This is a genomic window from bacterium (Candidatus Blackallbacteria) CG13_big_fil_rev_8_21_14_2_50_49_14 (genome assembly GCA_002783405.1).
Classification (GTDB): Bacteria; Cyanobacteriota; Sericytochromatia; order UBA7694; family UBA7694.
Genome location: PFGG01000043.1, coordinates 13,313 through 37,008 on the forward strand (window position 1 = coordinate 13,313; position 23,696 = coordinate 37,008).

24 protein-coding genes are annotated in these 23,696 nt (G+C 46.0%); 16 read left to right on the forward strand and 8 right to left on the reverse strand.

What is annotated here, in order from left to right; all coding sequences use genetic code 11:
- Nucleotides 1-203: 203 nt before the first annotated feature.
- Complete coding sequence (locus tag COW20_10355; GenBank protein PIW48164.1) at nt 204-1,556, reverse strand: chromosomal replication initiator protein DnaA; 1,353 nt, start codon at nt 1,554-1,556, stop codon at nt 204-206.
- Nucleotides 1,557-2,016: 460 nt separating this feature from the next.
- Between COW20_10355 and COW20_10360 the strand changes: the two genes are divergently transcribed.
- The 10 genes from COW20_10360 to COW20_10405 all read left to right on the forward strand — a co-directional run bounded on the left by COW20_10360 (nt 2,017) and on the right by COW20_10405 (nt 9,472).
- Entirely contained in the window at nt 2,017-2,151 is a 135-nt protein-coding gene (locus COW20_10360) for a 50S ribosomal protein L34 (GenBank protein PIW48165.1), read from the forward strand.
- A gap of 20 nt (nt 2,152-2,171) precedes the next feature.
- The gene (gene rnpA / locus COW20_10365; GenBank protein PIW48166.1) at nt 2,172-2,549 is read left to right on the forward strand and encodes a ribonuclease P protein component; all 378 of its coding nucleotides are present in this window, start codon (nt 2,172-2,174) and stop codon (nt 2,547-2,549) included.
- The gene (locus tag COW20_10370) at nt 2,518-2,757 is read left to right on the forward strand and encodes a membrane protein insertion efficiency factor YidD (GenBank protein PIW48167.1); all 240 of its coding nucleotides are present in this window, start codon (nt 2,518-2,520) and stop codon (nt 2,755-2,757) included. The genes rnpA and COW20_10370 overlap by 32 nt, the downstream gene beginning before the upstream one ends.
- A gap of 18 nt (nt 2,758-2,775) precedes the next feature.
- Complete coding sequence (locus COW20_10375; GenBank protein ID PIW48168.1) at nt 2,776-3,642, forward strand: hypothetical protein; 867 nt, start codon at nt 2,776-2,778, stop codon at nt 3,640-3,642.
- Nucleotides 3,643-3,666: 24 nt separating this feature from the next.
- Nucleotides 3,667-4,377, forward strand: coding sequence for a protein jag (locus COW20_10380; protein PIW48169.1), 711 nt, complete (start codon nt 3,667-3,669; stop codon nt 4,375-4,377).
- Nucleotides 4,378-4,383: 6 nt separating this feature from the next.
- Entirely contained in the window at nt 4,384-5,730 is a 1,347-nt protein-coding gene (locus tag COW20_10385) for a tRNA uridine-5-carboxymethylaminomethyl(34) synthesis GTPase MnmE (protein ID PIW48170.1), read from the forward strand.
- Nucleotides 5,731-5,821: 91 nt separating this feature from the next.
- A complete protein-coding gene (locus tag COW20_10390) occupies nt 5,822-6,190 on the forward strand; it encodes a hypothetical protein (GenBank protein ID PIW48171.1) in 369 nt (122 codons plus the stop codon).
- 41 nt (nt 6,191-6,231) lie between these two features.
- Nucleotides 6,232-7,182, forward strand: a complete 951-nt coding sequence (locus tag COW20_10395) for a hypothetical protein (protein ID PIW48172.1) — start codon at nt 6,232-6,234, stop codon at nt 7,180-7,182.
- Between the two features lie 79 nt (nt 7,183-7,261).
- Nucleotides 7,262-8,134, forward strand: a complete 873-nt coding sequence (locus tag COW20_10400; GenBank protein PIW48173.1) for a hypothetical protein — start codon at nt 7,262-7,264, stop codon at nt 8,132-8,134.
- 108 nt (nt 8,135-8,242) lie between these two features.
- A complete protein-coding gene (locus COW20_10405) occupies nt 8,243-9,472 on the forward strand; it encodes a hypothetical protein (GenBank protein PIW48174.1) in 1,230 nt (409 codons plus the stop codon).
- Between the two features lie 48 nt (nt 9,473-9,520).
- Here COW20_10405 and COW20_10410 read toward each other — a convergent pair whose 3' ends face one another.
- Together COW20_10410 and COW20_10415 are read right to left on the reverse strand one after the other, a co-directional pair.
- Nucleotides 9,521-10,273 (reverse strand): hypothetical protein, encoded by a 753-nt coding sequence (locus tag COW20_10410; GenBank protein PIW48175.1) that lies wholly within the window; start codon nt 10,271-10,273, stop codon nt 9,521-9,523.
- A gap of 101 nt (nt 10,274-10,374) precedes the next feature.
- Nucleotides 10,375-10,977, reverse strand: a complete 603-nt coding sequence (locus COW20_10415) for a hypothetical protein (GenBank protein PIW48176.1) — start codon at nt 10,975-10,977, stop codon at nt 10,375-10,377.
- 173 nt (nt 10,978-11,150) lie between these two features.
- On the opposite strand from COW20_10415, the gene COW20_10420 reads away from it, so the two are divergent.
- Nucleotides 11,151-11,669 carry a hypothetical protein gene (locus COW20_10420; protein ID PIW48177.1) on the forward strand — a complete coding sequence of 173 codons (519 nt, stop codon included), beginning with the start codon at nt 11,151-11,153 and terminating at the stop codon, nt 11,667-11,669.
- 34 nt (nt 11,670-11,703) lie between these two features.
- On the opposite strand, the gene COW20_10425 is transcribed toward COW20_10420, so the two are convergent.
- A complete protein-coding gene (locus tag COW20_10425; GenBank protein PIW48178.1) occupies nt 11,704-12,486 on the reverse strand; it encodes a hypothetical protein in 783 nt (260 codons plus the stop codon).
- Between the two features lie 141 nt (nt 12,487-12,627).
- Between COW20_10425 and COW20_10430 the strand changes: the two genes are divergently transcribed.
- The 4 genes from COW20_10430 (at nt 12,628) to COW20_10445 (ending at nt 17,939) form a co-directional block, all read left to right on the forward strand.
- Nucleotides 12,628-14,103 carry a hypothetical protein gene (locus tag COW20_10430; GenBank protein ID PIW48179.1) on the forward strand — a complete coding sequence of 492 codons (1,476 nt, stop codon included), beginning with the start codon at nt 12,628-12,630 and terminating at the stop codon, nt 14,101-14,103.
- 51 nt (nt 14,104-14,154) lie between these two features.
- The gene (locus tag COW20_10435) at nt 14,155-15,399 is read left to right on the forward strand and encodes a phosphopantothenoylcysteine decarboxylase (GenBank protein ID PIW48180.1); all 1,245 of its coding nucleotides are present in this window, start codon (nt 14,155-14,157) and stop codon (nt 15,397-15,399) included.
- Nucleotides 15,400-15,594: 195 nt separating this feature from the next.
- Nucleotides 15,595-16,626, forward strand: a complete 1,032-nt coding sequence (locus tag COW20_10440) for a hypothetical protein (GenBank protein PIW48181.1) — start codon at nt 15,595-15,597, stop codon at nt 16,624-16,626.
- On the forward strand, nt 16,623-17,939 hold the full coding sequence (locus tag COW20_10445; GenBank protein ID PIW48182.1) for a hypothetical protein: 1,317 nt from the start codon (nt 16,623-16,625) through the stop codon (nt 17,937-17,939). Before COW20_10440 ends, COW20_10445 begins: the two co-directional genes overlap by 4 nt.
- Here the strand turns inward: COW20_10445 and COW20_10450 are convergent.
- The 3 genes from COW20_10450 to allB all read right to left on the reverse strand — a co-directional run bounded on the left by COW20_10450 (nt 17,922) and on the right by allB (nt 22,097).
- Nucleotides 17,922-19,127 carry a hypothetical protein gene (locus COW20_10450; GenBank protein PIW48183.1) on the reverse strand — a complete coding sequence of 402 codons (1,206 nt, stop codon included), beginning with the start codon at nt 19,125-19,127 and terminating at the stop codon, nt 17,922-17,924. The genes COW20_10445 and COW20_10450 overlap by 18 nt on opposite strands.
- Nucleotides 19,124-20,590 carry a hypothetical protein gene (locus tag COW20_10455; protein PIW48184.1) on the reverse strand — a complete coding sequence of 489 codons (1,467 nt, stop codon included), beginning with the start codon at nt 20,588-20,590 and terminating at the stop codon, nt 19,124-19,126. Before COW20_10455 ends, COW20_10450 begins: the two co-directional genes overlap by 4 nt.
- A 175-nt stretch (nt 20,591-20,765) precedes the next feature.
- Entirely contained in the window at nt 20,766-22,097 is a 1,332-nt protein-coding gene (gene allB / locus COW20_10460; GenBank protein ID PIW48185.1) for an allantoinase AllB, read from the reverse strand.
- A gap of 241 nt (nt 22,098-22,338) precedes the next feature.
- Between allB and COW20_10465 the strand changes: the two genes are divergently transcribed.
- Entirely contained in the window at nt 22,339-22,878 is a 540-nt protein-coding gene (locus tag COW20_10465) for a hypothetical protein (GenBank protein ID PIW48186.1), read from the forward strand.
- A 7-nt stretch (nt 22,879-22,885) separates the two neighbouring features.
- Here the strand turns inward: COW20_10465 and COW20_10470 are convergent, their stop codons facing one another.
- Entirely contained in the window at nt 22,886-23,506 is a 621-nt protein-coding gene (locus COW20_10470; protein ID PIW48187.1) for a hypothetical protein, read from the reverse strand.
- Between the last annotated feature and the right edge of the window lie 190 nt (nt 23,507-23,696).

Below are 23,696 nucleotides of genomic sequence, written 5' to 3' on the forward strand. Positions count from 1 at the left end.
AGAGATAATTTAACCAGTGAAAGCGAAAATGGTCTGACAAAATAGATCCTCAGGCCCAGCGGATTGCCGTTTATCCACATCTTATCCACAAGCCCGAAGAAGAATCAAAGGGGGGGTAAATTTTGTTTGAAACCTGATTTGGCGGTCTTTACAAGACTTTTGAAGTCTGACAGAAGATCTCGCTCATGCACAGTTATCCACAGTTATTTAAAGCGATCCATCAGAATTTGTAATTCCTGTTGCAGTTTCTGATCTTCTTTGAGCAGATTTTTGATTTTGTCGCGGCCATGCAGAATGGTGGTGTGGTCGCGGTTGCCAAAAAGTTCACCGATTCGGGGGGTGGAAAGTTCTGTCAGTTCGCAACAGAGGTAAATGGCAACCTGACGGGCTGTATTAATGGCTTTGGAGCGTCCAGGTCCACGCATTTCGGTCAAGGTTACGCGGTAGAATTCGGCAACCACTTCCTGAATTCGTTCGGGGCTGAGTTCCCGTTCGGGGGCTTGGCCCAGTACCGATTGGGCGACAGCGATGGTCGGCAGGGTGTTGGTAAGAGAGGTATAGGCCATGATGCGAAGCAGGGCTCCTTCCAGTTCGCGCACGTTGTTAATATAGACGCGCGCGATATAGTGCAGCACTTCATCGGGTACATCCATGCCATCCATCTCGGCTTTTTTCTTGAGAATGGCGATACGTGTTTCCAGTTCGGGGGGCTGAATATCTGAGATCAGGCCCATTTCAAAACGTGAGCGCAGGCGATCCTCAAGGGTTGAAATCTCACGGGGAGGCCGATCCGAGGTGATTACGATCTGTTTGCCTGCTTCGTAGAGATCATTGAAGGTATGAAAGAACTCTTCCTGGGTACTTTCTTTGTTGCCAATAAACTGAATATCGTCGATCAAGAGCAGATCCGTGGTGCGGTAGCGGTTTTTGAAGGCCATTTGGCTGCCATCTTTGATGGCGTTGATCAATTCGTTGGTAAAACGTTCAGAAGAGATATACATTACGCGCATGTTTTCATGCTTTGCGAGTAAATGATGGCCGATGGCCTGCATCAGATGGGTTTTTCCCAAGCCAACGCCTCCGTGAATAAACAGTGGATTAAAGGCTTTGCCAGGAGCTTCTGCCACGCGCCAGGCTGTGGCGTGGGCAAATTTATTATGCGAACCCACCACGAAGTTATCAAAGGTATAGCGTTCATTGAGATTGCTCTGCTGAAGCTGGCGGTCTTTGGCTGCAAATCTGTTCTCAAGGGTGCCTGAGGGGCGGGAGTGATTGGCGGGAGGAGCTGGCAAATCTGTAGCCATGCTGTCGTTGACCTCAAAAACTACCTCCATTTCCTGGCCGCTGATTTCTTCCAGGATCTCTTTAAACAGCGTGCTGTATTTGCGGCTGAGAAAATTGAGTGTAAAGCCATTGGGCGTTTCGATCACCAACTGATTGTTTTTCAGGTGGGCCGCTCGACTTTGGCGAACAAAGGATTCGTAGGTGGGTTCTGAAATGCGCTCTTTGAGGATGGCAAGTGTTTGCTGCCAGAGTGCATCAAGGTCGTAGGACATGCGTCTTCCTCATTCAAACTAGGGGTTTATTCAGTTGGGTTGCGGTGCGTTAATGTTAGCGGGATCACAGTTGAGAGGGATCATTATAGCACAGGGATCTGGCCAGGATCGGGATCTGAGCCGGTCTTTCTCTTGAATCTATAAAAGTGAATCTATTGTTCGTTTTTAGGCTGAAAGAGGAAGGCTTTGGCTGCAAATTTTTCGAAAAAAACGGGAAGTTATATTGATCAGCACGCAAATATGCTAGACTGATACCCGTATGCTCGAAATCTGGTATCCTCAGGTTTTCACCCAGGCAGCGATTTGGCGCTTTTCTTGTGAATCCATTATTCCGATGAACAGACCCATCGACCGCCTTAAATATTACACGTTTTCGGGCATTTGACACTGGCTGCCCCTTTCTGATTTCAGCCAGTTTATAGTAAAAGCTTAAAGATTTTTTCGGAAGGACAATTGAACTGTGAAGCGTACATTTCAGCCCAATAAACGCAAAAGAAAAAAGACCCATGGTTTCCGCCTCAGAATGAGTAGCGTCGGGGGTCGTCGCGTGCTGAGTGCCCGTCGTCGTAAGGGCAGAAAGCGGCTCTCCGCCTAGTCTGTTCTGGAAGGAACTCTGTGCTTCCACGTGAAGAGCGCCTGTGCCGGCGTGACGATTTTTTACGCCTTCAAAAAAAAGGCAAAATGTTTCGTTCCCGGCTTCTCCGTTTGGTTGTCGCACCGGCACCAGATGAGCAGCGTTTGGCAGGCTTTACTGTCAGCAAGCGGATCAGCAAAAAAGCCACTGAGCGCAATCGGATTAAACGCCGTTTGCGCGCGGCTTATCGCTGTTTTTATCCCCAAGTTGCCAAAGGCGTTTTTTTATTGTTTATCGCACAGGATGCCATCCGTGACGCGGGATTTGAAGAGATCCAGCGCCAGATAGATCGACTTCTGCGTGAGGCAGGATTAACCACGGGGGCCTATGCTGGTACGTCTGTTCGTACGTCTGATTAGAATTTACCAGTGGACAGCTCCCTGGAGACTTCCTGTCTGTCGCTTTTATCCCACCTGCTCCCAATATGCTGTTGAGGCACTTCATTGCCATGGCGCGCTCAAGGGAAGTTGGTTGGCATTAAAACGACTGGGGCGCTGTCATCCTTTCCATCCTGGCGGCTATGACCCGGTCCAGGGTCCTTGTAAAACCTGCCAGTCTGAGATTTAGACGATTTAGGAATATTGAATGAATCCAATTGATTTTCTTGTTGCCAAATTAATGCTGCCGATTGTAGAGATTTGCTACAACGTAACGGGCAGTTATGGCTGGGCAATTGTTCTGCTGACCGTGATTATCAAAATGGTCCTGATGCCTTTAACGGTACAGTCTTACTATTCCATGAAGGCCATGCAGAAAATTCAGCCCAAGCTGAAAAAGATTCAAGAGCGCTACCGCAATAAGCCGGAAGAGCTCAATAAGCAAATGATGCAATTGTACCGTGAGCATAAGGTCAATCCCTTGGGCGGATGTTTGCCCATGTTGATTCAAATGCCTTTTTTGATTGCGCTCTATGCCACTTTGATTGGGCCTAAGTTCAAAGAACTCTTAGGCCATAGTTCCCATACTTCTTTTCTGTTCATGGACAACCTGGCAAAAATCGGGGTTCTGGATAAGGCGACCAATACGCCTTATTTCGACAATCTGTTTATGGTGGCGATGTTCGGTCTGACCACCTGGTTGCAGCAGAAATATATGTCTCCAACGGCCCCTTCAGACGATCCCCAACAGGCCGCGATGCAACGTTCAATGGCAGCTATGCCACTCATTATTACCGCGATGTTCCTGTTTTTCCCGGTTCCATCGGGAGTTTTTGTTTATCTGGTGATTTCCAACCTGATTACGATTGCGCAATATTCCTTCTTAAACCGTCAAAGTGCGGCGCTTGAAGCCAAACTTGTGATGGCCGGTAGCGCGCAGGTACTTCAGGAAAACGAGGCAGATCAGGATGAAGAATCTGATGAAGAGTCTGATGATTCTGAAGTTGCACTTTCTGGTGCCGGTGGAAAATACAAGGTCAAAAAGACCTCTAAGAAAAAGAAAAAACGTAAATAATTTTAATCTATTGAGGTAGATCAGATGCAGTTGGATGCGATTGAAAAAGAGGGTGAAACGGTTGATGAAGCTTTGCAGTATGCACTGGAAGAGCTCGAAACTGATCTTGAATCCGTAGAGTATGAAGTTCTGGATGAGGGTGAGCCAGGTGATGAAGACATGGATCCCAAGCCTGCGGTGGTACGTGTCTGGCTGAAAAATCCTGATGAGGTGGGTTTGGCGCGTGAGTCTCTGCTCAAAATTTTGGCCGCACTCGATCTTGAAGCCCAGCTTGAAGTGGAATACAGCCGTGAAGATCGTTCGATCTTTATCAATATCATCAGCGACGATGCCGGTATTTTAATTGGTCGTCAGGGCTTGACCCTTGATTCTCTCCAGTATCTTTTACAATTGGTTGTAAATTCCAAAGATCTCAATATCATCTTGGATGTGGCCAATTACCGTGAGCGCCATAAGGATTATCTCGTCAAAGTGGCTGAGCAATTGGCCGAACGCGTCTTGCGCCATCGCCGCCGTGTGACCCTGAAACCCATGGATGCCCGTGACCGCAAGATTATTCATGAAGCGGTAAAGCCTTTTCCTGAGCTTTCCTCCTCAAGTGTGGGGGTGGAGCCTAACCGTCGCGTCGTGATTTCATTGAAGCGCGCCGATTACGCTGAGCGGCCTTCCCGTGGGGGCGGCGGCGGGAACCGTTACCGCTATAACCGCCACAGCCGCTATTATCACAATAACTAAGCCTTCATGTTGAACGATACGATTGCGGCGATCTCGACCCCTGTAGGGGTGGGCGCAATTGGGATTGTTCGTCTCAGTGGTGTTGCTGCCCTGGATACTGCCCGTAAAATTTTTGCGGGCGCAGAACCCGTCAGCCACCGCGCCAGTTTGGGCCTGATTCGGGACCCCCAGAGTGGGGAGACCCTCGATCAGGCCCTGTTTTTGTATATGCAGGGGCCCCGTAGCTTTACGGGTGAAGATGTGGTGGAATTGCACTGCCATGGCGGTCTGCATCTTTTGCGTTCAGTTTTGAACCTTTGTCTGGCGGCTGGCGCACGTCCTGCGTCGCCAGGTGAGTTTTCGCAACGGGCTTTTCTCAATGGCAAGCTCGATTTGACCCAGGCTGAAGCGATTATGGACCTGATTCACAGCCGCAGTGACCCAGCTTTGTTTCAGGCCACGCATCAGTTAGAGGGGCAACTTTCGGCCCCTATTCGTGCCTTGCGTGAACAATTGCTGGATATTTTGGCGGCGATTGAAGCCAATATCGATTTTCCGGATGAAGTGGATCCTGTTCCTGAGGCTGAGATCGCAAGCATTGTGACGTTGGCTTTAACGCAGGCAGAAAAATTGTTGGCCACTCATCAGGCAGGCCGAATCTGGAAAGAAGGACTACGTTTGGCTTTGATTGGTCAGCCCAATGTCGGCAAATCGACGCTGCTCAACCGTTTATTGCGCTATGAGCGCGCGATTGTCAGTGAGATTCCTGGCACCACACGGGATACGGTTGAAGACGACTGTTTTCTGGGTGGAATCCCCGTGCGTCTTGTGGATACTGCAGGTTTGCGACAGACCACGGATACCGTTGAAAAAATTGGGATTGAGCGCAGTCTTCAGGCCTTTGAGGAAGCCGATTTGGTTTTATTGGTTTTGGATTCAGCCCGTGGTTTGACCGATTATGAGCAGGAACTGATGCCGCGCCTGGCAGCCAAACAAGGCGTGGTGGTTTGGAATAAAATCGATCAAGTAGAGCAACGGCCTGAACTTGAGAGTGTTTTGGATTGGCCCCAGGCGTGGGTGGCTGCGCTTGAAAACCAGGGAATGGAAAGCTTGGAAGCGCTTTTGCAGGCTGAAATTCTCAAACATCAACCCTTGGAGTTCAGTGTGACAATCAATGAGCGCCATCGGCTGTGCTTGCTGCGTTCGCAGGAGGCCTTGATCAAAGCGCAGGAAACATTGACTGCAGGTTTGCCTTCAGATTTTCTTGCGATTGATCTCAAGGAGGCGACTGTCGCCTTTGGTGAAATGATTGGCGCCTCTGTCAGTGACGAAGTTATTGACAGGGTCTTTCATCGATTTTGTGTAGGAAAATAATCATTTTCCCAGCATTTATGTCTCTGGATGTTGATGCTGACAGACTCTTCAGTTAATATTAATTAAGACTTAAACCGGGTGAGGCGATCAAATGTTACAGGCCATTACCAAAATTTTGAATAACCTGAGATCTGTAGATGGCGTTCAGGCTTGCGTGGTCGTGGATCGCGACGGTCTCTTGATCGCCAAGGAAGAATCTACAGAAATGAATAATGCAGAGGAGTTGGCTTCTCTGTTTGCTCGAGCGATTCACTCCTTTGAACGCAGTACCAAAACGGGCTTGAAAGGAGAGAATATTCAACAGCTGATCATTGAGCGTCAAGGCGATGAGAAGTTGATTATGTCTGTTTCTTCTCTTTTTATTCTGGCTGTTATGGCGCGCAGTAATATTAATTTGGGCTTGTTGCGGATTGAAATGAAAGAGACAATCCGTTTGCTGACCCCCCTGTTGGAATCCTGATCCCTCATTCGCAATCCTCAAGAGCTGGAGATAGATCTCGCATGTCAAAACTCACCAAGGCTGACAAGGAACGCCTCTATAGTATTGGTTCGAAACTGCATCTGACCACAGACTGGAAGCGTAACGCAAAGCAGATTTCAGAACTTTTTTCTGAAAACGTGCCTGAAATTGAGATGGCTACCTACTGGACCCAAACCAATGATGCTCTTTACCTGACCCCTGGAGCTGAAACGGTTTTTTCAGAGTATGTCCAATCTCTGAAGCGTGGAGACGTGGTGCAGAGTGAATCTTTGCAACCGATTACCAGTCTCGAGAATTGTTACAGCATGTCTGTGAAATTGGATTCGCAGATGTTGGGACTGATGTTGGTTCAACTGAAGGATGAAGCTTCGATGCAGATGGCTGAGCAATATATCAATGTGCTTTTGCCTCAGTTTGCCCTGGCCCGCTTTGCCACGGAAATGCAGGAAGAAGTAGAAAAACGCACCAGCACGGATAAAATGACAGGCCTTTGGAAACGCTCCTATTTCAATGAGCGCTTTCGTGAAGAAAGTGAACGTCTCAGCCGCTCGAAAGAAATTGGCGTTGTGGCTGTGATGGGCATGGATGATCTGGCCGCGATGGTGCGGATGCTGCCGATTGAAGAACAGAACCACCTGCTTTCGATGGCAGGTAAAACCCTGCGCAATTTACTCCGTCAAACGGACTGGGTGGTACGTTGGGATAATTATGAAGTACTTTTCTATTTCCCCAATACGCCCCCTGAGGCTGCCGTAGATGTCTTTGGACGTTGCGTGAAGGCTTTGGTACGTATCAACCCGCTTCTGCAGGTTGTCGTGGGCATGTGCAGCACCTCAGAGACCACCTCTGCCCGTGGCTTGATTCAATTGGCGGATAAACGTCTGAATTTGGCACGTAAGGATGGCCGCCACCAACTGATCTGTTTTGCCAGCAAGGCAGCAGGTCTGAAGTTCTGGCAATATAATTCCTAAAATAGGATATTTGATGAAACGGGTTGCCATGAACCGATGGTAACCCGTTTTGTTTTGAAAGGCTGTGTGCTCCTCTCTCATGTCTGATTCTTTGGCTTTTATGCAGTTGACTTCAACCCAGCCCTTAGCTGTGGCTTTTTTTAAGCAGGTTTTGCGTTCGGGCCGTCTGTCACATGCCTATCTTTTAAAGGGACAACCTCTTTTGGCTTCTCCTTTGGTGATGGCTTTGGCGCAGACACTTTTTTGTCCGCAAGGGGGGTGTACTCAGTGTCATACCTGTTTGGCGGTGACCCAGGAAACCTGGCCTGATTTGCATTGGATTCGTACATCTGCGGATGCCAAATCGCCGATTTTGAAATTGGCGCAGATCAAAAAATTAATTGAACAGGTCAATTTGCCACCGGTTCAGTCAGCGGTGCAGATCTTCGTGATTGAGCATGCTGAAAATATGAATACGGAGAGTGGCAATGCGCTGCTCAAAACGCTGGAGGAACCCGCCTCCAATTCGTTGATTCTTTTGGTTTCTCCCTATCCTGCGCGGGTTTTGCCGACTTTGCGTTCCCGCAGTCAGCAGGTGATTTTGCAATTGCCAGAAAGCCAGGTTCTGAAACCTGAAGATGAGGCGTTCTGGAGTTGGGAGCAATTGGAACAAACCACTTCGGTGGAGGCACAATTGGCGCTGTATAAATACCTTGAGTCTTTGAATCGTCAAAGCTTGATTTTACAGCTCCAATTTTTTCAGAAAGAGTGCTGGGAGCGTTTGCGCAGCCATTTAAAACACAAGCCTTCGCTTGCGCTTTTGCGCCGCTCACAAGCCTATCTTTCACTTTTTGAACGCACATTGGAGACGGTTGCTGCCTACGGCAATACCAAATTGGCTTTGGAGTTTTTCTGTCAGGATTTTGTCAGGCTGCGCCGTCAGCAAAGCGTCCGCAGTCGGCAGACAGCTTAAAGCTCTTGTTTCTGGATGCTGAGAGCGGTATGGTAAGACGGTACCTGTTTGAGCCGGTGGAACCTCTGCCTGTTCGGGGCGTCTATAGAGAAAGAATGAGGTGCTGTTATGAAACGTATTTTAGTTGCTTTGAGTTTGTGCCTGGTGGCGGGATTGCCGGCCTGTACTGAACGCCAGTTGCCTGGAGCGATAGGAACCAATCAACAAAGCGCGCAAACGGCGAGTTTGAAAATCGTCTTTCTTTTTCAAGATCCCCAAAGTACTTCAGAAACCCCCGGCGCATTTTTGAGCACATTGCACACCCTGCGCTTTGAAATCCGTCAAAACAACAGCAGTCTGAAGAGTGATGAATTGAGCCTTTCAGACAGTGATAAGCAGGCTGCTGAATTGAGTCGCAAGCTTGAAAAAATTCCTGTGGGTCAGATTGAATTGAAGCTGAGTTTTCTGGATAAGGAGGGCAAAGAACTTCAGCCCACTCTGGTTCAGACTCTCAAAACCCTTTCCAATGCAGAGAGCAGTCTCAAAATTGCACTCTACGGAACCGCTCCCCAGGTGCTTGAAACGGTCGATCCGAGCCCGGTTGTCGCTTTGAGTTCACTTTGGAAAGAGCAATTGAGCCTTCAGACAGAGCTTCAGGGTTTGTATCAACAACAAAGCACGCTTTTGCTGCAGGCCCGAACTCTGCTCAAGTCTCAGGCGCCTGAAGATCGTATTCAGCTTGAGCAGGTGCGCAATGAACTCAATACGCTGACCCAGCAAATAGAGCCTAAAGAAACGCGGATTTCTGCAATTGAGAGCGAACTGAAAGGGCTTGAAGCTCAGAGTACGGCCAAAGACATGGTGCAGCTGCTTTTGCTTTTGCAGCAGGCCACCACCCTGCGCAAGGATATCGACATTCTCTTGCAGCGGCGGGCAACGCTTTTCAGCCAATCAAAGGTCTATCTGGGGCAAGGCAACTCAGCCCAGGAATTGCTGAGCCAGGCCCAAACTGAATTACAGACCGTGAATGATTCTCTCAATGTCAAACAGCGTGAACTTGAAACGGTAGTTGCCAATTTAGAGAAACTTCAGGTTCAGGTTGTGGCCTCCAGTGCCTCTTCGCTTTCCAAAGAGCAGCTCCAGTCTGAGTTGGAGCTGCTTGCTCCCGCCATTCAACAATTGGAGACCCATGAACAGGAACTGAAGCAGCAAATTGCGGGCTTGATTGAAAAAACAGATTTGCGCAATACCCAGCGCCGGGAAGGCTATGAGGCTGAATTGAAAGAGCTTCAGGCCCGTCTGGCCGACTTACGCAGTCAGCGCGATGCCCTGCAAAAGCGTTTGGATGCCCTGAAATAATAACCAAAAAACCCCCTCTGAAACAAAGGGGGTTTTTGCTGAGTTTTGTTATTTAATAACAGGTCGGCTGGTCACACGGGTGGGTTGTCCTTTGGCTAAGGGGGCTCGTTTTTGAGGGGCCGTGGCTTGTTTGCGCACGGCTGTAGAAACCAGTTTCATTTCAACATGCCAGCCCGGAATGGTATAGCGGGCATAGACAATACCCAGGCCTGGTGTGATCCAATAATCACCTACATTGGTATAATATTGCTGAAAAGTGCCAATGACATCGACACGGGTCGCATTAAACTGTCCCGCAGGCATCGTAATGCTTTCGGGGCCAATGACCTTTGCCAGCCAATTTTCTTCTTCCCAGCGTGCGCCAGTGGCCAGCGGCATATGCATGAAATCCACCTGCAGTCCTTCAATATAATCAGCTCCTGCACCCAGGTAGGTGGCTCCTTGTACCAAAGCACCTTGCGGGGTTAAACGCAGGGCTGGAAAAGTATACCCATTTGAAAAAGGATCATCAAAACGCAGTTCCAGAATGGTTTCTCCATTGGTTTGAATCACTTTTTCGGTACGCAAAACAACTTGCATTTTCTTTTCATCATAAGGGTCCATAACCGGGGCGGCTGTTACTTCATAGACCCATTCGAAGCCCTCTTGAACTTTAAAGAGATGATTGGGGGCTGTTTGAGGTGTCCGGCGGGATTGGGCTTGAATTTGTGCCGGATTCAGCGTGTTGAGAGGGGAGACCTGGGGAGCACAGGCTGTGGCAAAGCCCAAGAGCAGAGCGAAAGAAGCAAGGCGTTTGAACATCTGGAATGACCTCGGAAAATTCTGAGAAGTTTATTAAATTATTTTAACATAAATTTAATCTTTTGATCCAGCACAATTTGGGGGAATCCCCATGGATGCTTTTAGGAGGAGGGAGGCAACCAAGCCGCGATCTTCAGACTAAAATAGTTTGCACGTGCGGGATCCAATTGACTCTGCCTTGAGAACCAGCGCTGGTTCAGAGCCTGAAAATTCGCTTTGTTGATAGCATCAGAAGCTTGATTTTTCAAGTACTGCTGGCTGGCGGATCTGAGGATTTCGACCTGTTGGTCTAATCCAAAAGCACGGTAACCCTGTAAGGCCTCCAATACCAACAAGCCTCGGGTACGGCGAAAATAGCCCTCGAAGCCGTCGATTTTTAGTTCACGCTCGAGATAACAGGTGGCATAGCTCCAGCTTAAATCAAGTGGAAGTTTTTTCAATTGACGCAGAAAAAAACGGTTGGAAAAATCCTGGCTGCGGATCAACTGATCCTGAAGATAGTCATCTACTTTGCTACAGATATAGCGGCTCTGTTGTTTTGCTGAGCGTAACTGTTGAAAAGAGGTTTGTTTGATGCGGGGATATTCTGCCAAGCTTTTAAGTGTTTTGGCTTGGGTTTCTATTCGGCTGCGCAAGGGGGCTTTTGCAGGCAGAAAAGAGCAGGCATTTAAACTGAACAGAAGCAGCAGGGTGAACTTTTTCATGGGAAACCTCTTTGGTGTGTCTATAAAGAATGAAACGTCATGCTGCAAAAAAGGTTACAAGTTATGCAACATTCTGCTGCATTTTCAAGAATTACACCTTGGACTAATATTTTATTAACGAGAACTAAACGTTCATAAAATCAATAGATAAAGGTTAAATTAGGTAATTCAAAATGACACATATTTCAGGGCATCCCACTTTGGATCGCATGATGCATGCTGCAGGCAGTATTTTTACTCCCAATCATCAACATGGCACCTCTGCTCCAGCTCAAACGACTGAAACACCCGCTTTTCTGGGGCCCCAAGATCAGCTTGTTGTTAAAGGAGCAAATGGGATTCCAGCTACCCAGGAAGCGTGGGTGCCCTTCAAGAGTTCAAAAACTGGGGCTGCTGTTGGTGCGATGACGGGTGTGATCGTAGGGACGGTGGCAGGCTTTGCCTCGGCTGCTGCGATTGGCGTATTGGCAAAGGATCCGAAAATGGCTTTGTCTGTGGGAGCCAGTGTTTATCTTACCAGTATCGGAGCCGGTGCTGTTGCGGGTGCAGTGGGCTATAAAACCCGCTCAATGAATATTGACACCACAGAACCCCCCATGGGCTCACTCTTTGATACACCCGAACAGGCCCGGATCAATATGGAAAAATCGAAGCAAATCTGGGAAAAAGCAGGTTTTGTCGGCGTAAAATAGTTCAACCCCTTCGTCTTTGTGTAGCCCGGAATTTTCAAAATTCCGGGCTTTGTTCTGTTCTTGGGTTTAAATAAAAAGCAAATTGTTGGTCTTGAAACCCCGTTTCGAGATAACTGCGTTCTTGGATTTCAATCTCTCCTGCTGCGTGCCAACGCAGCAGGGTGGTGGAACGTGTGCCATAGTGGGGCTGTTGAATGAAAATGGGTGAAAGTTGCCGTTCAAGGGGCAGGCCTACGCCTGTTTCTGGCAAGTCAGGATCTGGCCAGGTATCCTCTGAGCGCATCAGCGCAAAGCCTTTTTCGGCACTGAAGTTTGACGATTTTTCGACTAAGGCAGAAAATTCTGTACGGGCTTTGACCAGTTTGGGCCAGGGAGTATCGAGTAAATGGTTACTCAATCCATAAATCCCGGCTTGAAGAGCCTGTGCGGCTGTTTTGCTTCGGTTTGAAAACCAATAGGCTTGATCTTGTGTGCCGAGCAAAAGATTGAAGCCTCCGTAATCATTCGGATTTAATGCGTTGAGAAAGTGCTCGGGTGAGTGCTTGCTGAGGAGATAATCCCGTATTAACCAGCCTCTGCTCAAGGGAGCCGTTTCTGCTTTCGCTTCGCGGTAATTGGTAACGGCTGCCCAACGCCCATTTTCGGTAATGCCCAGCCAGGTTCCGCCTTGTACCAGGTCTTTCCCCCCATAGATAAGGGGTTGTGTAGGCCAGGCATGCAGGGCAGCTGTAGCGCGTTGCTTAAACTCATCACGGTTGGCCAAAAGAATCAATGGGGTTTCCGGTCGGATTTTCCAGGCCCAGACGATTAAACACATGCTGTTTTCTCCTTTGATTGAACCCATGATCTAGAAGTAAAGCTATTTTAAGCATAACTTAAGCTTATCTAAACTGTATTGACTTCAGAGCAGGCCATTTATTAGGCATAAATAGCTTAACCCTACCCGAAAGGAAAGCCTATGCCAACGATCGCTGCCCAGCCTCTGCTGAGCATTGAACCGCTTCGCGTGACTCCCACGCTTCAGCCTGCTCAGGCATTGGATAAGCCGTTACTTTCTGTTTTGCCCGATGATCGTTTGCAAGTTTCATCTGTTTCCCAACAAAAAGGGATGGCTGCTTTGAGCTTAGCGCTTGAGCAACCTTCCCGTGCTTCGGGCTTTGTGAAAAATACAGGCGGACACTTTACAATGGATGGCAAGCCTTTTCGCTATGTGGGAACCAATATGTACAGCCTGGCCAAAGAAAAGCCTGAAACCCAGGAAAAAATGCTGAAAGACGCAGCAGAACATGGTTTTACCGTGGTGCGTTTTTGGGCCTATGAAAACTATGGGGCCACCCCCGAAGTGATGCAACGTCTCTGTGATTTGGCTGCAAAATACAAACTTAAACTGATTCCTTGCCTGGCAGACCGTTGGGTGATGAGTGAAGCCGATCGTAAAAATGACCATTTTTATAAAGAAGGTTTTCAGCGTGATTATCTGCCACGGGTCAAAGACCTGGTCTCTCAGTTGAAAGATCGCCCTGAAATCATGATTTGGGAGTTGATCAATGAGCCTGAAACCGAGGCCTTTGAGTCGATGTATTCGTTCAGTAAAACCGTTTCCGAAGCGCTTAAAAAAGAGGACCCCAATCATTTGATTTCGCTGGGAACGATTGGGGGTATTGGGGATAAATTTGGCTCTCAGCTCAGCCGTTTTTCGACAGATAATTTTCGCAAACTCTATGCGATTCCCAGTTTGGATGCTGCCTCCATCCACAATTATTCGTATGATGCAACGGTTTTAGAACGTTTGGATATTCTCTACCGTTTTTCAGGAGAGAAAGAAAAAGGGGAAGCCTTTGGCAAAGCTGATCAGGTGGTTTCCTGGGCTTCACGTCAGCTGGACCAATGGGCTTTGGATGCCTTTGGGGTTCAATTGCAGCGTCCTGCGACCCTGCGTGGGGTTTGGGATCAAATGAATATGACCGATATTCAAATTGCCAAGGATTTGGGCAAACCGCTCTATGTGGGCGAAGTGGGTTTTAAACAGGCCCATGGTGAAGATCGACAAAAACTATTGCGTTTGGATCTCTCACGCTATACACAAGCCGGCGCACAAGGTTATATGCTCTGGTCTTATCAGGCCCAGGGCAAGTCGGTGGATGGCCATGATTATGGTTTTGCGGATCAGGATCAATTGGCTCCGGTAGTCAAAGAATGGAACCTCTATTTTGCTCAAACCGCTGCACATTCTGAACAGACAGCAAAAATAACTCCTCCCCCTGGAGATAATTTTTCAGATTTGCATCAGCTGGGACAAGGCCTGCAAGCGGCAGGACAAAGCGTGCTCAAGCAGGTTTCAACACAAACCCGCAGTGTGGGGCAAGGGATTGAAACTCTCGATCGCCGTTTGGGGGATGTGGTGCCTGATTTTCTCTATCGCTGGATGAAATAAGGTTTGTGCTTTTGCTATGATGGGGAAAACGCACCCATTGGAGAATAGCCTATGTCTGCCCGCTGGAACCCGCTTCCCCCTGAACCCTCTGACTTGGATGACCATGCTGTGCGTTTGCAAGGGGATGCTTTGCAGGGCAAACGAATTGCACTTTTGGTCTGTGGCGGAATAGCGGCAATCAAAGCCCCTCTCTTGGTGCGTGAGTTGCGTCGCCAGGGCGCAGAAATCACGGTCTTTGTCTCCGAAGAAGCTTTGCGCTATACCACAGAAGAAGCTTTGGCCTGGAGTTCAGACCGACCGGTGATCAGCCGATTAAGCTCCCGTTCGGAGCATCTCAGTGGTCAAATGGCTTTTGATGCCTGTCTGGTGGCCCCCGCCACCTACAATACCCTCAATAAATTCAGAAATGGCATTGCTGATACCCTGTTAACAACCTTTCTGGCTTCGGCTCTGGGCAGATTGGAGCGTGGGCAAACCCGTATCTTGGTGGCTCCTACTTTGCATGGCAGTATGCACAATGCGATTTTAACTGAAAGTCTGAATGCTTTACAGGAAATGGGCGTAGAAGTGATTCCTCCCAAGCAGGGCGATGGCAAGCATTTGCTGCCTGAGCTGGAAGAGATCGTCATGCGTACTGCCCGTTCTTTAACGGCTTCACCCTTAAGGGGGATTCCTGTCTTGGTGACAGGGGGGCCCACGCCTGTTCATCTGGATCAAATTCGCCGTTTGACCAACCGCTTTACAGGCCAATTGGGAATCGCCATTGCCAAAGAGCTTTGGTTGGCTGGGGCTGAAGCTTATTTGATTCAAGGCGAGAGTGGCTTGATTCCCCCGGTCTGGTTACCCCATCAGATCGTGCCCGATTATGCGACTTATCAGCAGACGGTTTTAAAGGTGCTTGCAGAAAGAGAGATGCCCGTTGGCATCTTTTCTGCTGCGGTTGCTGATTATTCTCCGCGCGAGGTTTACCCAGGCAAACGGCCCAGTGGGGAGACAGAATGGGAATTGAAACTTGTACCGACAGAAAAGGTGATACAGCGGGTACAAACGTCTTTTCCTGAGTTGATGCTGATTTCCTTTAAATTTGAAGCCCAGCTTTCGCATGCTGAATTGATGCAGATTGCCCGTCAGCGCCTGGAATCAGGCCATGCCGCCGTGATCGCCAATCGGGCTGAAGAACAGGGTGCTGAACAGGTGGCATGGTTGGTAACCCCCCATCAGCCTGAGCTGCGAATGGAATCCAAAGCTGGAATTGCCCGTGCTTTGAAGCTTTGGCTTGAGCAAGCCTTGAAGTGAAATAACGGACAGAGAAAAAGTCCGTGGCCTTGCTCTTGCCACGGACCAGAAAAGTACGGAAATTTTTCTTTTGCCCCACTGAGGACCTTGCTGGGACTTTTTTATTCTGTCAGTTTTTTTAAGCTGTGAAAATGCAGCATTTTGTTGCATCAATTTCCTTTGCTGTGGCTTCCAGAGGTTTGATATACTCTAGATATGCAAAAGCAACCCCTGATTTCGGTTATTACTCCGCTTTATAACTATGAAAAATTTATTGGCGGTTGCATTGAAAGCGTTTTGGCACAAACCTATCCCCATGTGGAAATGGTGATTGTAGATGATGAGTCCACAGACCACAGTGCTGAAGTCGTTCGGGAATACGCACAAAAATATCCTCAAATTCATTATATTTATCAATCAGGAAAAAAACTGGGCCCCTGGAAAATGGGGGTTGTTCCTGCCATCAATACTGCGATTCAGGCAGCCCAAGGCGAGTATATTGCCTGGCTAAGTGCTGATGATTTGGCTTGTCCTGAGCGTCTCAGTCATAGTTTGGCTGTCTTTACTGAGCAATTCCCAGACGACGACCGTTTGGCAATGGTTTATGCGGATACCTATCTGGAAGTGCATGAACGGGAATGTTTTGATAAGGTGCCTTTGCCCTTGGCCGATGTAGAAAAGGCATTTGATACCCAAGGCTACGTGCGTTGGCAAAGTCGGGATCAGGATTATGGCGAGGGATTGCTTCTACAAAACTTTAAAAACAATGTTATCAATGGCAGTACCAGTTTGATCCGTAAATGCGTGTTTGATGAGATTGGTTTGTTTGACAGTGCGTATCCATTGGTTCATGACTATGAAATGTGGATGCGCATGTTGCTGAAAGGATACCGGATTCAATTTTTGGCTGAACCTTTGATTATTTCTCGTATTCACACAGTCAATGTGCCTCGCTGGCACGCTTGCCAGCAAGAGGCTAAACAGCTGATACACAAAATTTGGATGGATTATGCACTTGAAGAGCTTTGTCTCAGCCCCTCTGCAGGGTCTGATGAAAGAGCTGATTTTCATTCTGCTTTGGGAGAGACTTTTGCTGAAAAGCGAATGTTTGACTTGGCTATTTCTGAATTTCGGAGATCAATGGAGCTTTCTGGTCGTTCTGATCTATATTTTGATGTATATAAACAAGTTGTCTTGAGCTATTTATTTCCTGTTTACAGATTGCTTCGCTACGGACATCGGTTATGAGTTTTTCGAATGCCCAAGAGTGGGCTCGACATTGGTTCGCTTTTTCTTCGCAAGAGTGGGCTTTTGTTTGGCCTCACGAAAAAGGACATTTTGAATATTTCTTTGGTCAAAAGAATGATAACCGTGAACTTTTAAATCAAGCGTTAAAACGTTTGATGAATGATTCCCACGATTGGGGAGCCCACGTGATCTTATGGATTTTTGGCCGTCATTATCCTATCAGAGAAGTTGGGCCAGGATGGTGGCAAGAGGCTTATCAAAAGGTATTGAGTGCAGGTAAAATGCTCAACATTTTACCTCCTATTCGTGATTTTCGTGTGACTTATTTGGTTCTTACTTATAATCGTCTTCAAAAATTAAAACGTACGATAGAGGCGATTAGAACTCAAACCTGTTCTGATTGGCTTTTGATTATTTGCGATGATGCTTCGCAAGATCAAACCTCAGAATATTGTTCTCATTTGACTGAACTAGATAGCCGTATTACGTATACGCGTAATCCTGTAAATTTAGGAAGTGCTAAAACCTGGAACCGTTTGTGTGAATTAGCTCAGACTGAACTGGTTGCTTCTTGTGCTGATGATGATTGGCTTTATCCAGATCATTTAGCTATTACTCGTCAAGGATTTCTCGATTATCCATGGAGTGCCATGAGTGCGGGTGGTTTTCATATTGTTTCCCCAGAGGGAGTTTTGCTCCGTAAGCATGGCCCTTTTGCACCCTTTGGTGGCCCAATTGATAATCAAAGAGAATTACAGCGTTGTGGTTTGATTTGCCCTGTAGGACCTGGTGTTGTGCATCGAAAAGAACTTTTGCATCATTGGGCGTCTGTAGATCCTCTGTACAGTGGACAAGGTGAACAATATGCGGGATGGGATTATTTGTTGACAGTGAAAACAGTTGGGCAGTTTGAGGCTGTTTTTCATCCTCAAATCTTGAGCTTTATGGAGGGAAATCCTTTATCGACTTATGCGAATCGCGATAACTCTTCTGAACTGATTTTTTTGTTGCGAGAAATAGTGAATGATTATAACGCTCTTTATGGTCCAAAATCTTATCCCTGGATTTTAGCTGAAAAGTTTTTGAAAAACCTTCGCTTTACACAAATCAAACGTCAGACACAAAGTTTGTCGATAAATATGAATTTATTGGATAGTGTAGAAGCTGAGATTGCTTCTCTCTGCTCTCATACAGAGTTGCTCAAACTCAATCCAAATGCTCCTTTCTCTGATCGCTCGCGTTGGCTTGAGGCTTTAGAATATCGTCTTATACGTTGGGGAATACATAAACTTCCTTTACCTCCTCAAACGTAAATATAGGTTCATAAGCTCTTGTGCTATATGAGATGTTGAAAATCTTTGAAGACAATCCTGACGTATCTGTTTTGAAGAATAACTTTTGTATTGATTGATCATTGTAAGCATGGCTTGCGCCAATTGATCTGGTTGGCCGATATCTACCAAAACTCCATTTGTTTTGGTTACTATATCTTCTGGCCCTCCACAACGTGTTGCAATGATGGGCTTGCCACAAGCTAATGCTTCAATATAGCTGATCCCGAAGGTCTCTGAGTAACTGGGTAAAACAAATGCATCTGTGGATTGGTAAAAAGAAATTGTTTCAGAATGTGGTAAGGGGCCTATAAAGTTTATAAAACGATCTATTTTTAAGCTTTCTGCTTTGTGTTTATATTGGTTAATCATTCCTCCTCCAATAAGTTGAAGGCGAACGTGGGGGGCTTGAGTAATTACTTTAGCCAAGGCGATAAGTAAATCATCAATTCCTTTGCTGGGACTAAGATGAGCGACGCAAAGAAATTGAAACTGATCAGAAGGTTGTTTTTCTTTGGGGATAAACAAGGTTTCATCAACAATATTAGGAATAACTTCAACTCTTTTTATCCCGAGAGCCCGTATGCGTTTTGCTAAGCTTTCACTTACTGCAACTACACTATTCGCTTGATTTAAAGGCTTTTCCAATAAAGGAGTAAGTTGACCTTTGTTCGTAATAAAAGCTTTATTTGGAAATGGAAATGGCCCCATATGTTCTGTAATAATAAAAGGGATTTCAAGTAATTGAGCCAAATACCAACCAATGTGTCCTGCTGGCCAAGTGACATGGGCATGTATTAAATCTATTGTGCCAAATTTTTGTTGAATATAGTTCAGGTTTTTAAGATGTGCTTTGCGTATTCCATTTAAATTTCCATATAGGAAATGCTCACTCCATGTCAGTGAAGGGGTTGATATTTCTACAAAATTATTTTGTTTTTCTGTAATGATGGGTGAGGTTTTTTTTTGACTATAAAATACATTTAATTTGTGTATTGCATTCAATATATTTCTGGGGCTTATTAAGAATTCATAAGGGCAATGTGAACTTATAATAAAACGATCATTGGGAAAATTTTTAGCTAAAGCGCTTGCCTGTTGTTGAACAAAAATACCGCTATAAGGAAATTGAGGATAAGGATACCAGCTTGGGATAATTAAGATATTCATTTTTTCAGCATTAATAATTTTTTTGAATAACTAATAATAAAAAATTTTTCTTTTTTTCCTAAAAGTATTTTCCAAATATAAATGATATATATTATGAATAATATATTGTTAAGTAAAATGCTTTGTAAATTAAGTTTTTCTGAGTCAAAAATTGTTAAAATAATGATTGTTGTGTAAAATAATGAAAATTTAATTAAAAATCCTAATTCATATTGGATATTGATGTAGTTTTTTGATTTTTTATTATTCCATTTAATTAATAAAAAGCACATAAATACTTGTCCGAAAATTTGTGCGGTAAGTGCTCCAACGCCTTTAAGATAGGGGGTTATTAATACTGATAAACTAATAAAAATAATTACCGTAATTCCTTGAAAGATGATACTATAGCTGATCTCTTTTGCAATATAAGATTCTACACTTAAAATAAGCAAAATTCCTGTGAATAGTTGAACTGTGGAGCTAAGTCCTATCAAGCGATAGGCTGGATAAAAATTCGGTTGAGTAAAAATTACAATAATGGGTTTTGCGAATAAATAAAGTGCAATACTGATTGTCCCTACGGATAGCAGGTAATAGGACATGATTTTTCCGAAGACAATTTTGGCTTCGTCTGGTTTTTCTTTAAAAGACCAGACGAAGGGGGTCCAGGCGGTTATAAATGCATTAATGACGAGTGAAAGTGCTGTGCCAAAGGTGGTTCCAATTGAGTAAATACCTATTTCTTCAAGACTGGCATATACTTTTAAAATATAAATATTTCCCTGTTGCATGAGAAAGTAGAAAAGAAAACCTGGCAGAGAAATCATTCCGAGTTTAACCAATTCACGTACGACAGAAAAATTTTGGAATAAACGAACACCTGCGTAATTCCAGAGGAGTAATACCATACATAAGGTGCCGATAGCATTGCCTAAAAAACGTCCAAAATTACCCCAATGAAGGACTGCAACAAAAAAAGTAGAGAGAGAAAGATTGATAAAATTAACACTTGTATAAATAGCTACTGTGGTCAGGCTTTTGTTTTCATATTGTAATTTTAAGGCTAGAGGTACAGTTGCAATAGTTAAAGCACTGGTTAGAAGCATCAGGCAGACCAGATCCTGATGCTCAGGTGTTGAGAAAATCCATTGGCTGATATGGGCACTGCCAACCCATGCAATCAGAAGTAAACAAAATATGCCAGGAAATAAGAGCATCTGTGCATTAAATATGACTTGTTTTCGATAATCAGGATCCTCATGTGCATGATAAACCAAACCTATGGCTGTACCCATTCCTAGGGATAAAAAACCAATGATAAAGGCACTGACTAAACCTAAAACAGAATTTACACCATAATCCGCTGGTGTGAGGAAAGAAGTAAAAAGAGGCAGGATTAAAAGTGATAAGGCTTGGTAGGTTGCAGTTCCCAATCCATAAATAAGTGATTGCTGAATCAGGCGTTTTAGATGTTCTAACATGATAGAGATATAAAGATTTTGAATGGAGAGACGGTTCTAATTTTCACAATGCCTTTATACCTTACTTATCTGGGATCTTTGAAATCTTAGCATGAACACTTGATTCTTACGAGTTTTGGTCTGATGTATTTCCTCTATTAAGATGTTTAGCTCAGGAAGTTTTTTCTTGGGCTTTTTACTTGCGTCCCAATAAAAATGCTCCCTGGGGTTTTTCGGCATGCTGCCCCTCAGAAAAAACCAATTGTCCTCGTAAATAGGTGCGTTTTACGACCCCCCTCAGTTCTTGACGTAGATAGGGTGAAACAGGGTGTTTAAAGAAAATCTGTTCAGGGCTTAATTTGAATCGGGCATTTGGGTCCCAGATGACAAGATCGGCATCTGCTCCAAGAGCGATGCGTCCTTTTTGGGGTTGACCGATAAAATCAGCAGGGGCAGTTGACATCAGCTTTGCCAATTCTTCAAGGCTGAAACCGCGCTCTTGGGCACGTGTCCAGACACTGGGCAATCCCAATTGCAAAGAGGCAATGCCGCCCCAGGCATGCAGAACATCTCCCGCTTCGAAACATTTTAAACCTGGGATGCAGGGAGAGTGATCGGTCACAATGCAATCGAGAAGCCCCTCTTTGAGGGCCTGCCAAAGGGCTTCCTGGTTGTTTTGTTCTCGAATGGGGGGCATGCATTTGTATTCAGGATGCCCATCTGGAATGGTTTCTGCGGCAAAGTAAAGATAATGCGGGCAGGTTTCTACACTGAAGGGCAGGCCTTCTGCTTTGGCTGCACGAATATCCGGGAGTGCAGAGGCCGACGAAAGATGCACGATATGGGTTGGGCAGCCGGTCTCGCGACACAGTTTAACCATGTGTTGGATTGCGCGATCTTCCCAGTCGCGTGGGCGAGACTGAAGAAAGGCTTGGTAGCTTTGTGCCTGGCTTTCAGCATGAACAGGTGCCTTTCCTTCCAATTCAGCATGTACCAGCAGAGGAACCCCGGCCTGTTTGAGGATCGGCATGGCAATTTTTAAATCTTGAGTTTGTGCTTGGGGGAAGTCATCGATCCCTGAATGGATCAGAAAACATTTAAAACCCAGGACGCCGTCGTTAATCATGGCCACCAATTCATTTTGATTGTTGGGAACGACCCCTCCCCAAAAACCGATATCGATCCAGGCCTGGTTTTGGGCTACCTGGCGCTTGAGCGCAAAAGCCTCAACGCTGGTGGTTACTGGGTCTGAATTCAAAGGCATATCGACCAAGGTGGTGACTCCCCCAGCGGCTGCTGCACGGGTGGCTGTCCAAAATCCTTCCCATTCAGTGCGACCAGGTTCATTGACATGGACATGCGGGTCTACCAGCCCAGGCATCATCACAGCCGAGCCCAGGTTTTCTGCTGTTGGGGTGCAGGTACCCAATTCAATGCCTGAAATTTTTCCGTCTGCGATATGCAGGGTGGCTGCCTGTTCGCCTGTGGGCAAAATCACGCGCTCGCTGTAGAGACTCAATGCCGTCATAGTTGCTTTCCCTTCAGGGGTAATTTGAACTAATTTTAGCTTGTTTTGAGAAGCTTGCCCATTTCTTTGACCTGCGGAAAAAGGATGGGACAAATGGTTTTCGAATCTTGTTTAAATTTTTTGATTTTCTAAGAAATCAATTGTTTTGCCTTTTCAATTTTTGGGAATAGTCATTGCATCCTCGGATTCGGTTTCCTTACCGAATGGCCGCTAAGCAAGTAAGAGTTGATGGGTAAAATATATGTTTTCAAAGCTTTATTTTCAACGTAAAGCTCAAAAAGGATTTACCTTGATTGAGCTGATGGTCGTGATTGTGATTATTGGGATCCTGGTCGCCATTGCCTTGCCCAATTTTATTGGCGCTCAGGATCGTGCCAAAATCTCCAGTGTGAAGGCCAATATGCATGCTTTTCAAACCATGGTTGAAACCTATGGTGTAGATTGGGGGGGAGCTTACCCGACATCCTATGCTTCGCTTCAAACCGAAGCTGTTGTGGGCAATTACGCAAAGTCTTATACCAATCCTTTTTCTTCTGTTACCGTTTCTCTGAGTGTGGATACGGATTGTAAGCGTTTGGCAGAGGTGATCACGGGTTCAAATGCGCCTTCAAGTTATACCACTACTGCCACATATACAGGGCCCGGAGCAACCCAATGTTTTGGGCAAGTGATCTACCGTCGAGCCGTTTCTGGTGCGACTTTATATGCGGTTTATGGGCTTGATAAACAGGCGCGGTTTATTCAAGACAAAGGGCGTATTTTGGATTTGAGTAATTCCTGAGCGGGTTTTAGTTTGCGTTTTGTTGTGTGTTGGGAGTGGGAATATTCAACCAACGTTCACCCAGCCAACCCTTGCGTGTTTCGAGCTTGACATTGGCTCCCCCCTGAAAATGACTCCAGAGGCTGGCATTCACCTTGAAAATAGGGGGCGGTGCCTGGAGGTTTTGGCAGCTTATATAGAGTAGATAAGGGGTATTTCCTGCTGTTTTGGGATCGAAGTCAGAAGGACGAATATGGCAGTTGTACTGGTGTATTTCGCTTCCTTCACTTAAAAAATTGAGGGGCAGTACCAAGCTGCAGAGAGCGCCCAGAATCAAAATAAAAGTAACAAAGGGGCGGTATTGATGCATGGCCCGAAGGAGAATCAGGGGAGTATGTTCTTTGCGGCTCATTTGTCCCATGTGAAAGCGGATACGCAATAGAATCAGGGCCAGGAGCAGGAGTAAAATATTGGGAATCAATAAAAGCGTGGGGGATTGAAAAAAGTGATTGGCGGCCAAGAGCGTATAGAGAGAAAAGGTTGAACTCAAAAGCAGGATCCAGGCTGCGGCGAATAAGCCCTGAAACCAACTGGTGCTGCGAAGCTCTTCAAATTCTTCATGCAGTTGAGCGGTGCCTTTGATGGCCATGAATCTCTCCTGAGCGTAGGGTTGTCTCCTTAAGAATAGCTTGAGAACGCCAGAAGATCTACTGCCTGATTCGTTCTTTTCTTGCGGTTGTTTTCTGAAGTTTGCAGCTTGGGGGAAGCAATCGAGCGATGCAGAAAATCATCAAAAGAATGTTAAAGTGAGATCATCTTTTCTTTGGAGTCTGGTGTTC

Bases quoted from the DNA above. Each gene is read 5' to 3' on its own strand.
- COW20_10355 (PIW48164.1), bottom strand. From the start codon at position 1,556: ATGTCCTACGACCTTGATGCACTCTGGCAGCAAACACTTGCCATCCTC.
- COW20_10370 (PIW48167.1), top strand. From the start codon at position 2,518: ATGCTGGTACGTCTGTTCGTACGTCTGATTAGAATTTACCAGTGGACA.
- COW20_10375 (PIW48168.1), top strand. From the start codon at position 2,776: ATGAATCCAATTGATTTTCTTGTTGCCAAATTAATGCTGCCGATTGTA.
- COW20_10380 (PIW48169.1), top strand. From the start codon at position 3,667: ATGCAGTTGGATGCGATTGAAAAAGAGGGTGAAACGGTTGATGAAGCT.
- COW20_10385 (PIW48170.1), top strand. From the start codon at position 4,384: ATGTTGAACGATACGATTGCGGCGATCTCGACCCCTGTAGGGGTGGGC.
- COW20_10390 (PIW48171.1), top strand. From the start codon at position 5,822: ATGTTACAGGCCATTACCAAAATTTTGAATAACCTGAGATCTGTAGAT.
- COW20_10395 (PIW48172.1), top strand. From the start codon at position 6,232: ATGTCAAAACTCACCAAGGCTGACAAGGAACGCCTCTATAGTATTGGT.
- COW20_10400 (PIW48173.1), top strand. From the start codon at position 7,262: ATGTCTGATTCTTTGGCTTTTATGCAGTTGACTTCAACCCAGCCCTTA.
- COW20_10405 (PIW48174.1), top strand. From the start codon at position 8,243: ATGAAACGTATTTTAGTTGCTTTGAGTTTGTGCCTGGTGGCGGGATTG.
- COW20_10410 (PIW48175.1), bottom strand. From the start codon at position 10,273: ATGTTCAAACGCCTTGCTTCTTTCGCTCTGCTCTTGGGCTTTGCCACA.
- COW20_10415 (PIW48176.1), bottom strand. From the start codon at position 10,977: ATGAAAAAGTTCACCCTGCTGCTTCTGTTCAGTTTAAATGCCTGCTCT.
- COW20_10420 (PIW48177.1), top strand. From the start codon at position 11,151: ATGACACATATTTCAGGGCATCCCACTTTGGATCGCATGATGCATGCT.
- COW20_10425 (PIW48178.1), bottom strand. From the start codon at position 12,486: ATGTGTTTAATCGTCTGGGCCTGGAAAATCCGACCGGAAACCCCATTG.
- COW20_10430 (PIW48179.1), top strand. From the start codon at position 12,628: ATGCCAACGATCGCTGCCCAGCCTCTGCTGAGCATTGAACCGCTTCGC.
- COW20_10435 (PIW48180.1), top strand. From the start codon at position 14,155: ATGTCTGCCCGCTGGAACCCGCTTCCCCCTGAACCCTCTGACTTGGAT.
- COW20_10440 (PIW48181.1), top strand. From the start codon at position 15,595: ATGCAAAAGCAACCCCTGATTTCGGTTATTACTCCGCTTTATAACTAT.
- COW20_10445 (PIW48182.1), top strand. From the start codon at position 16,623: ATGAGTTTTTCGAATGCCCAAGAGTGGGCTCGACATTGGTTCGCTTTT.
- COW20_10450 (PIW48183.1), bottom strand. From the start codon at position 19,127: ATGAATATCTTAATTATCCCAAGCTGGTATCCTTATCCTCAATTTCCT.
- COW20_10455 (PIW48184.1), bottom strand. From the start codon at position 20,590: ATGTTAGAACATCTAAAACGCCTGATTCAGCAATCACTTATTTATGGA.
- allB (PIW48185.1), bottom strand. From the start codon at position 22,097: ATGACGGCATTGAGTCTCTACAGCGAGCGCGTGATTTTGCCCACAGGC.
- COW20_10465 (PIW48186.1), top strand. From the start codon at position 22,339: ATGTTTTCAAAGCTTTATTTTCAACGTAAAGCTCAAAAAGGATTTACC.
- COW20_10470 (PIW48187.1), bottom strand. From the start codon at position 23,506: ATGGCCATCAAAGGCACCGCTCAACTGCATGAAGAATTTGAAGAGCTT.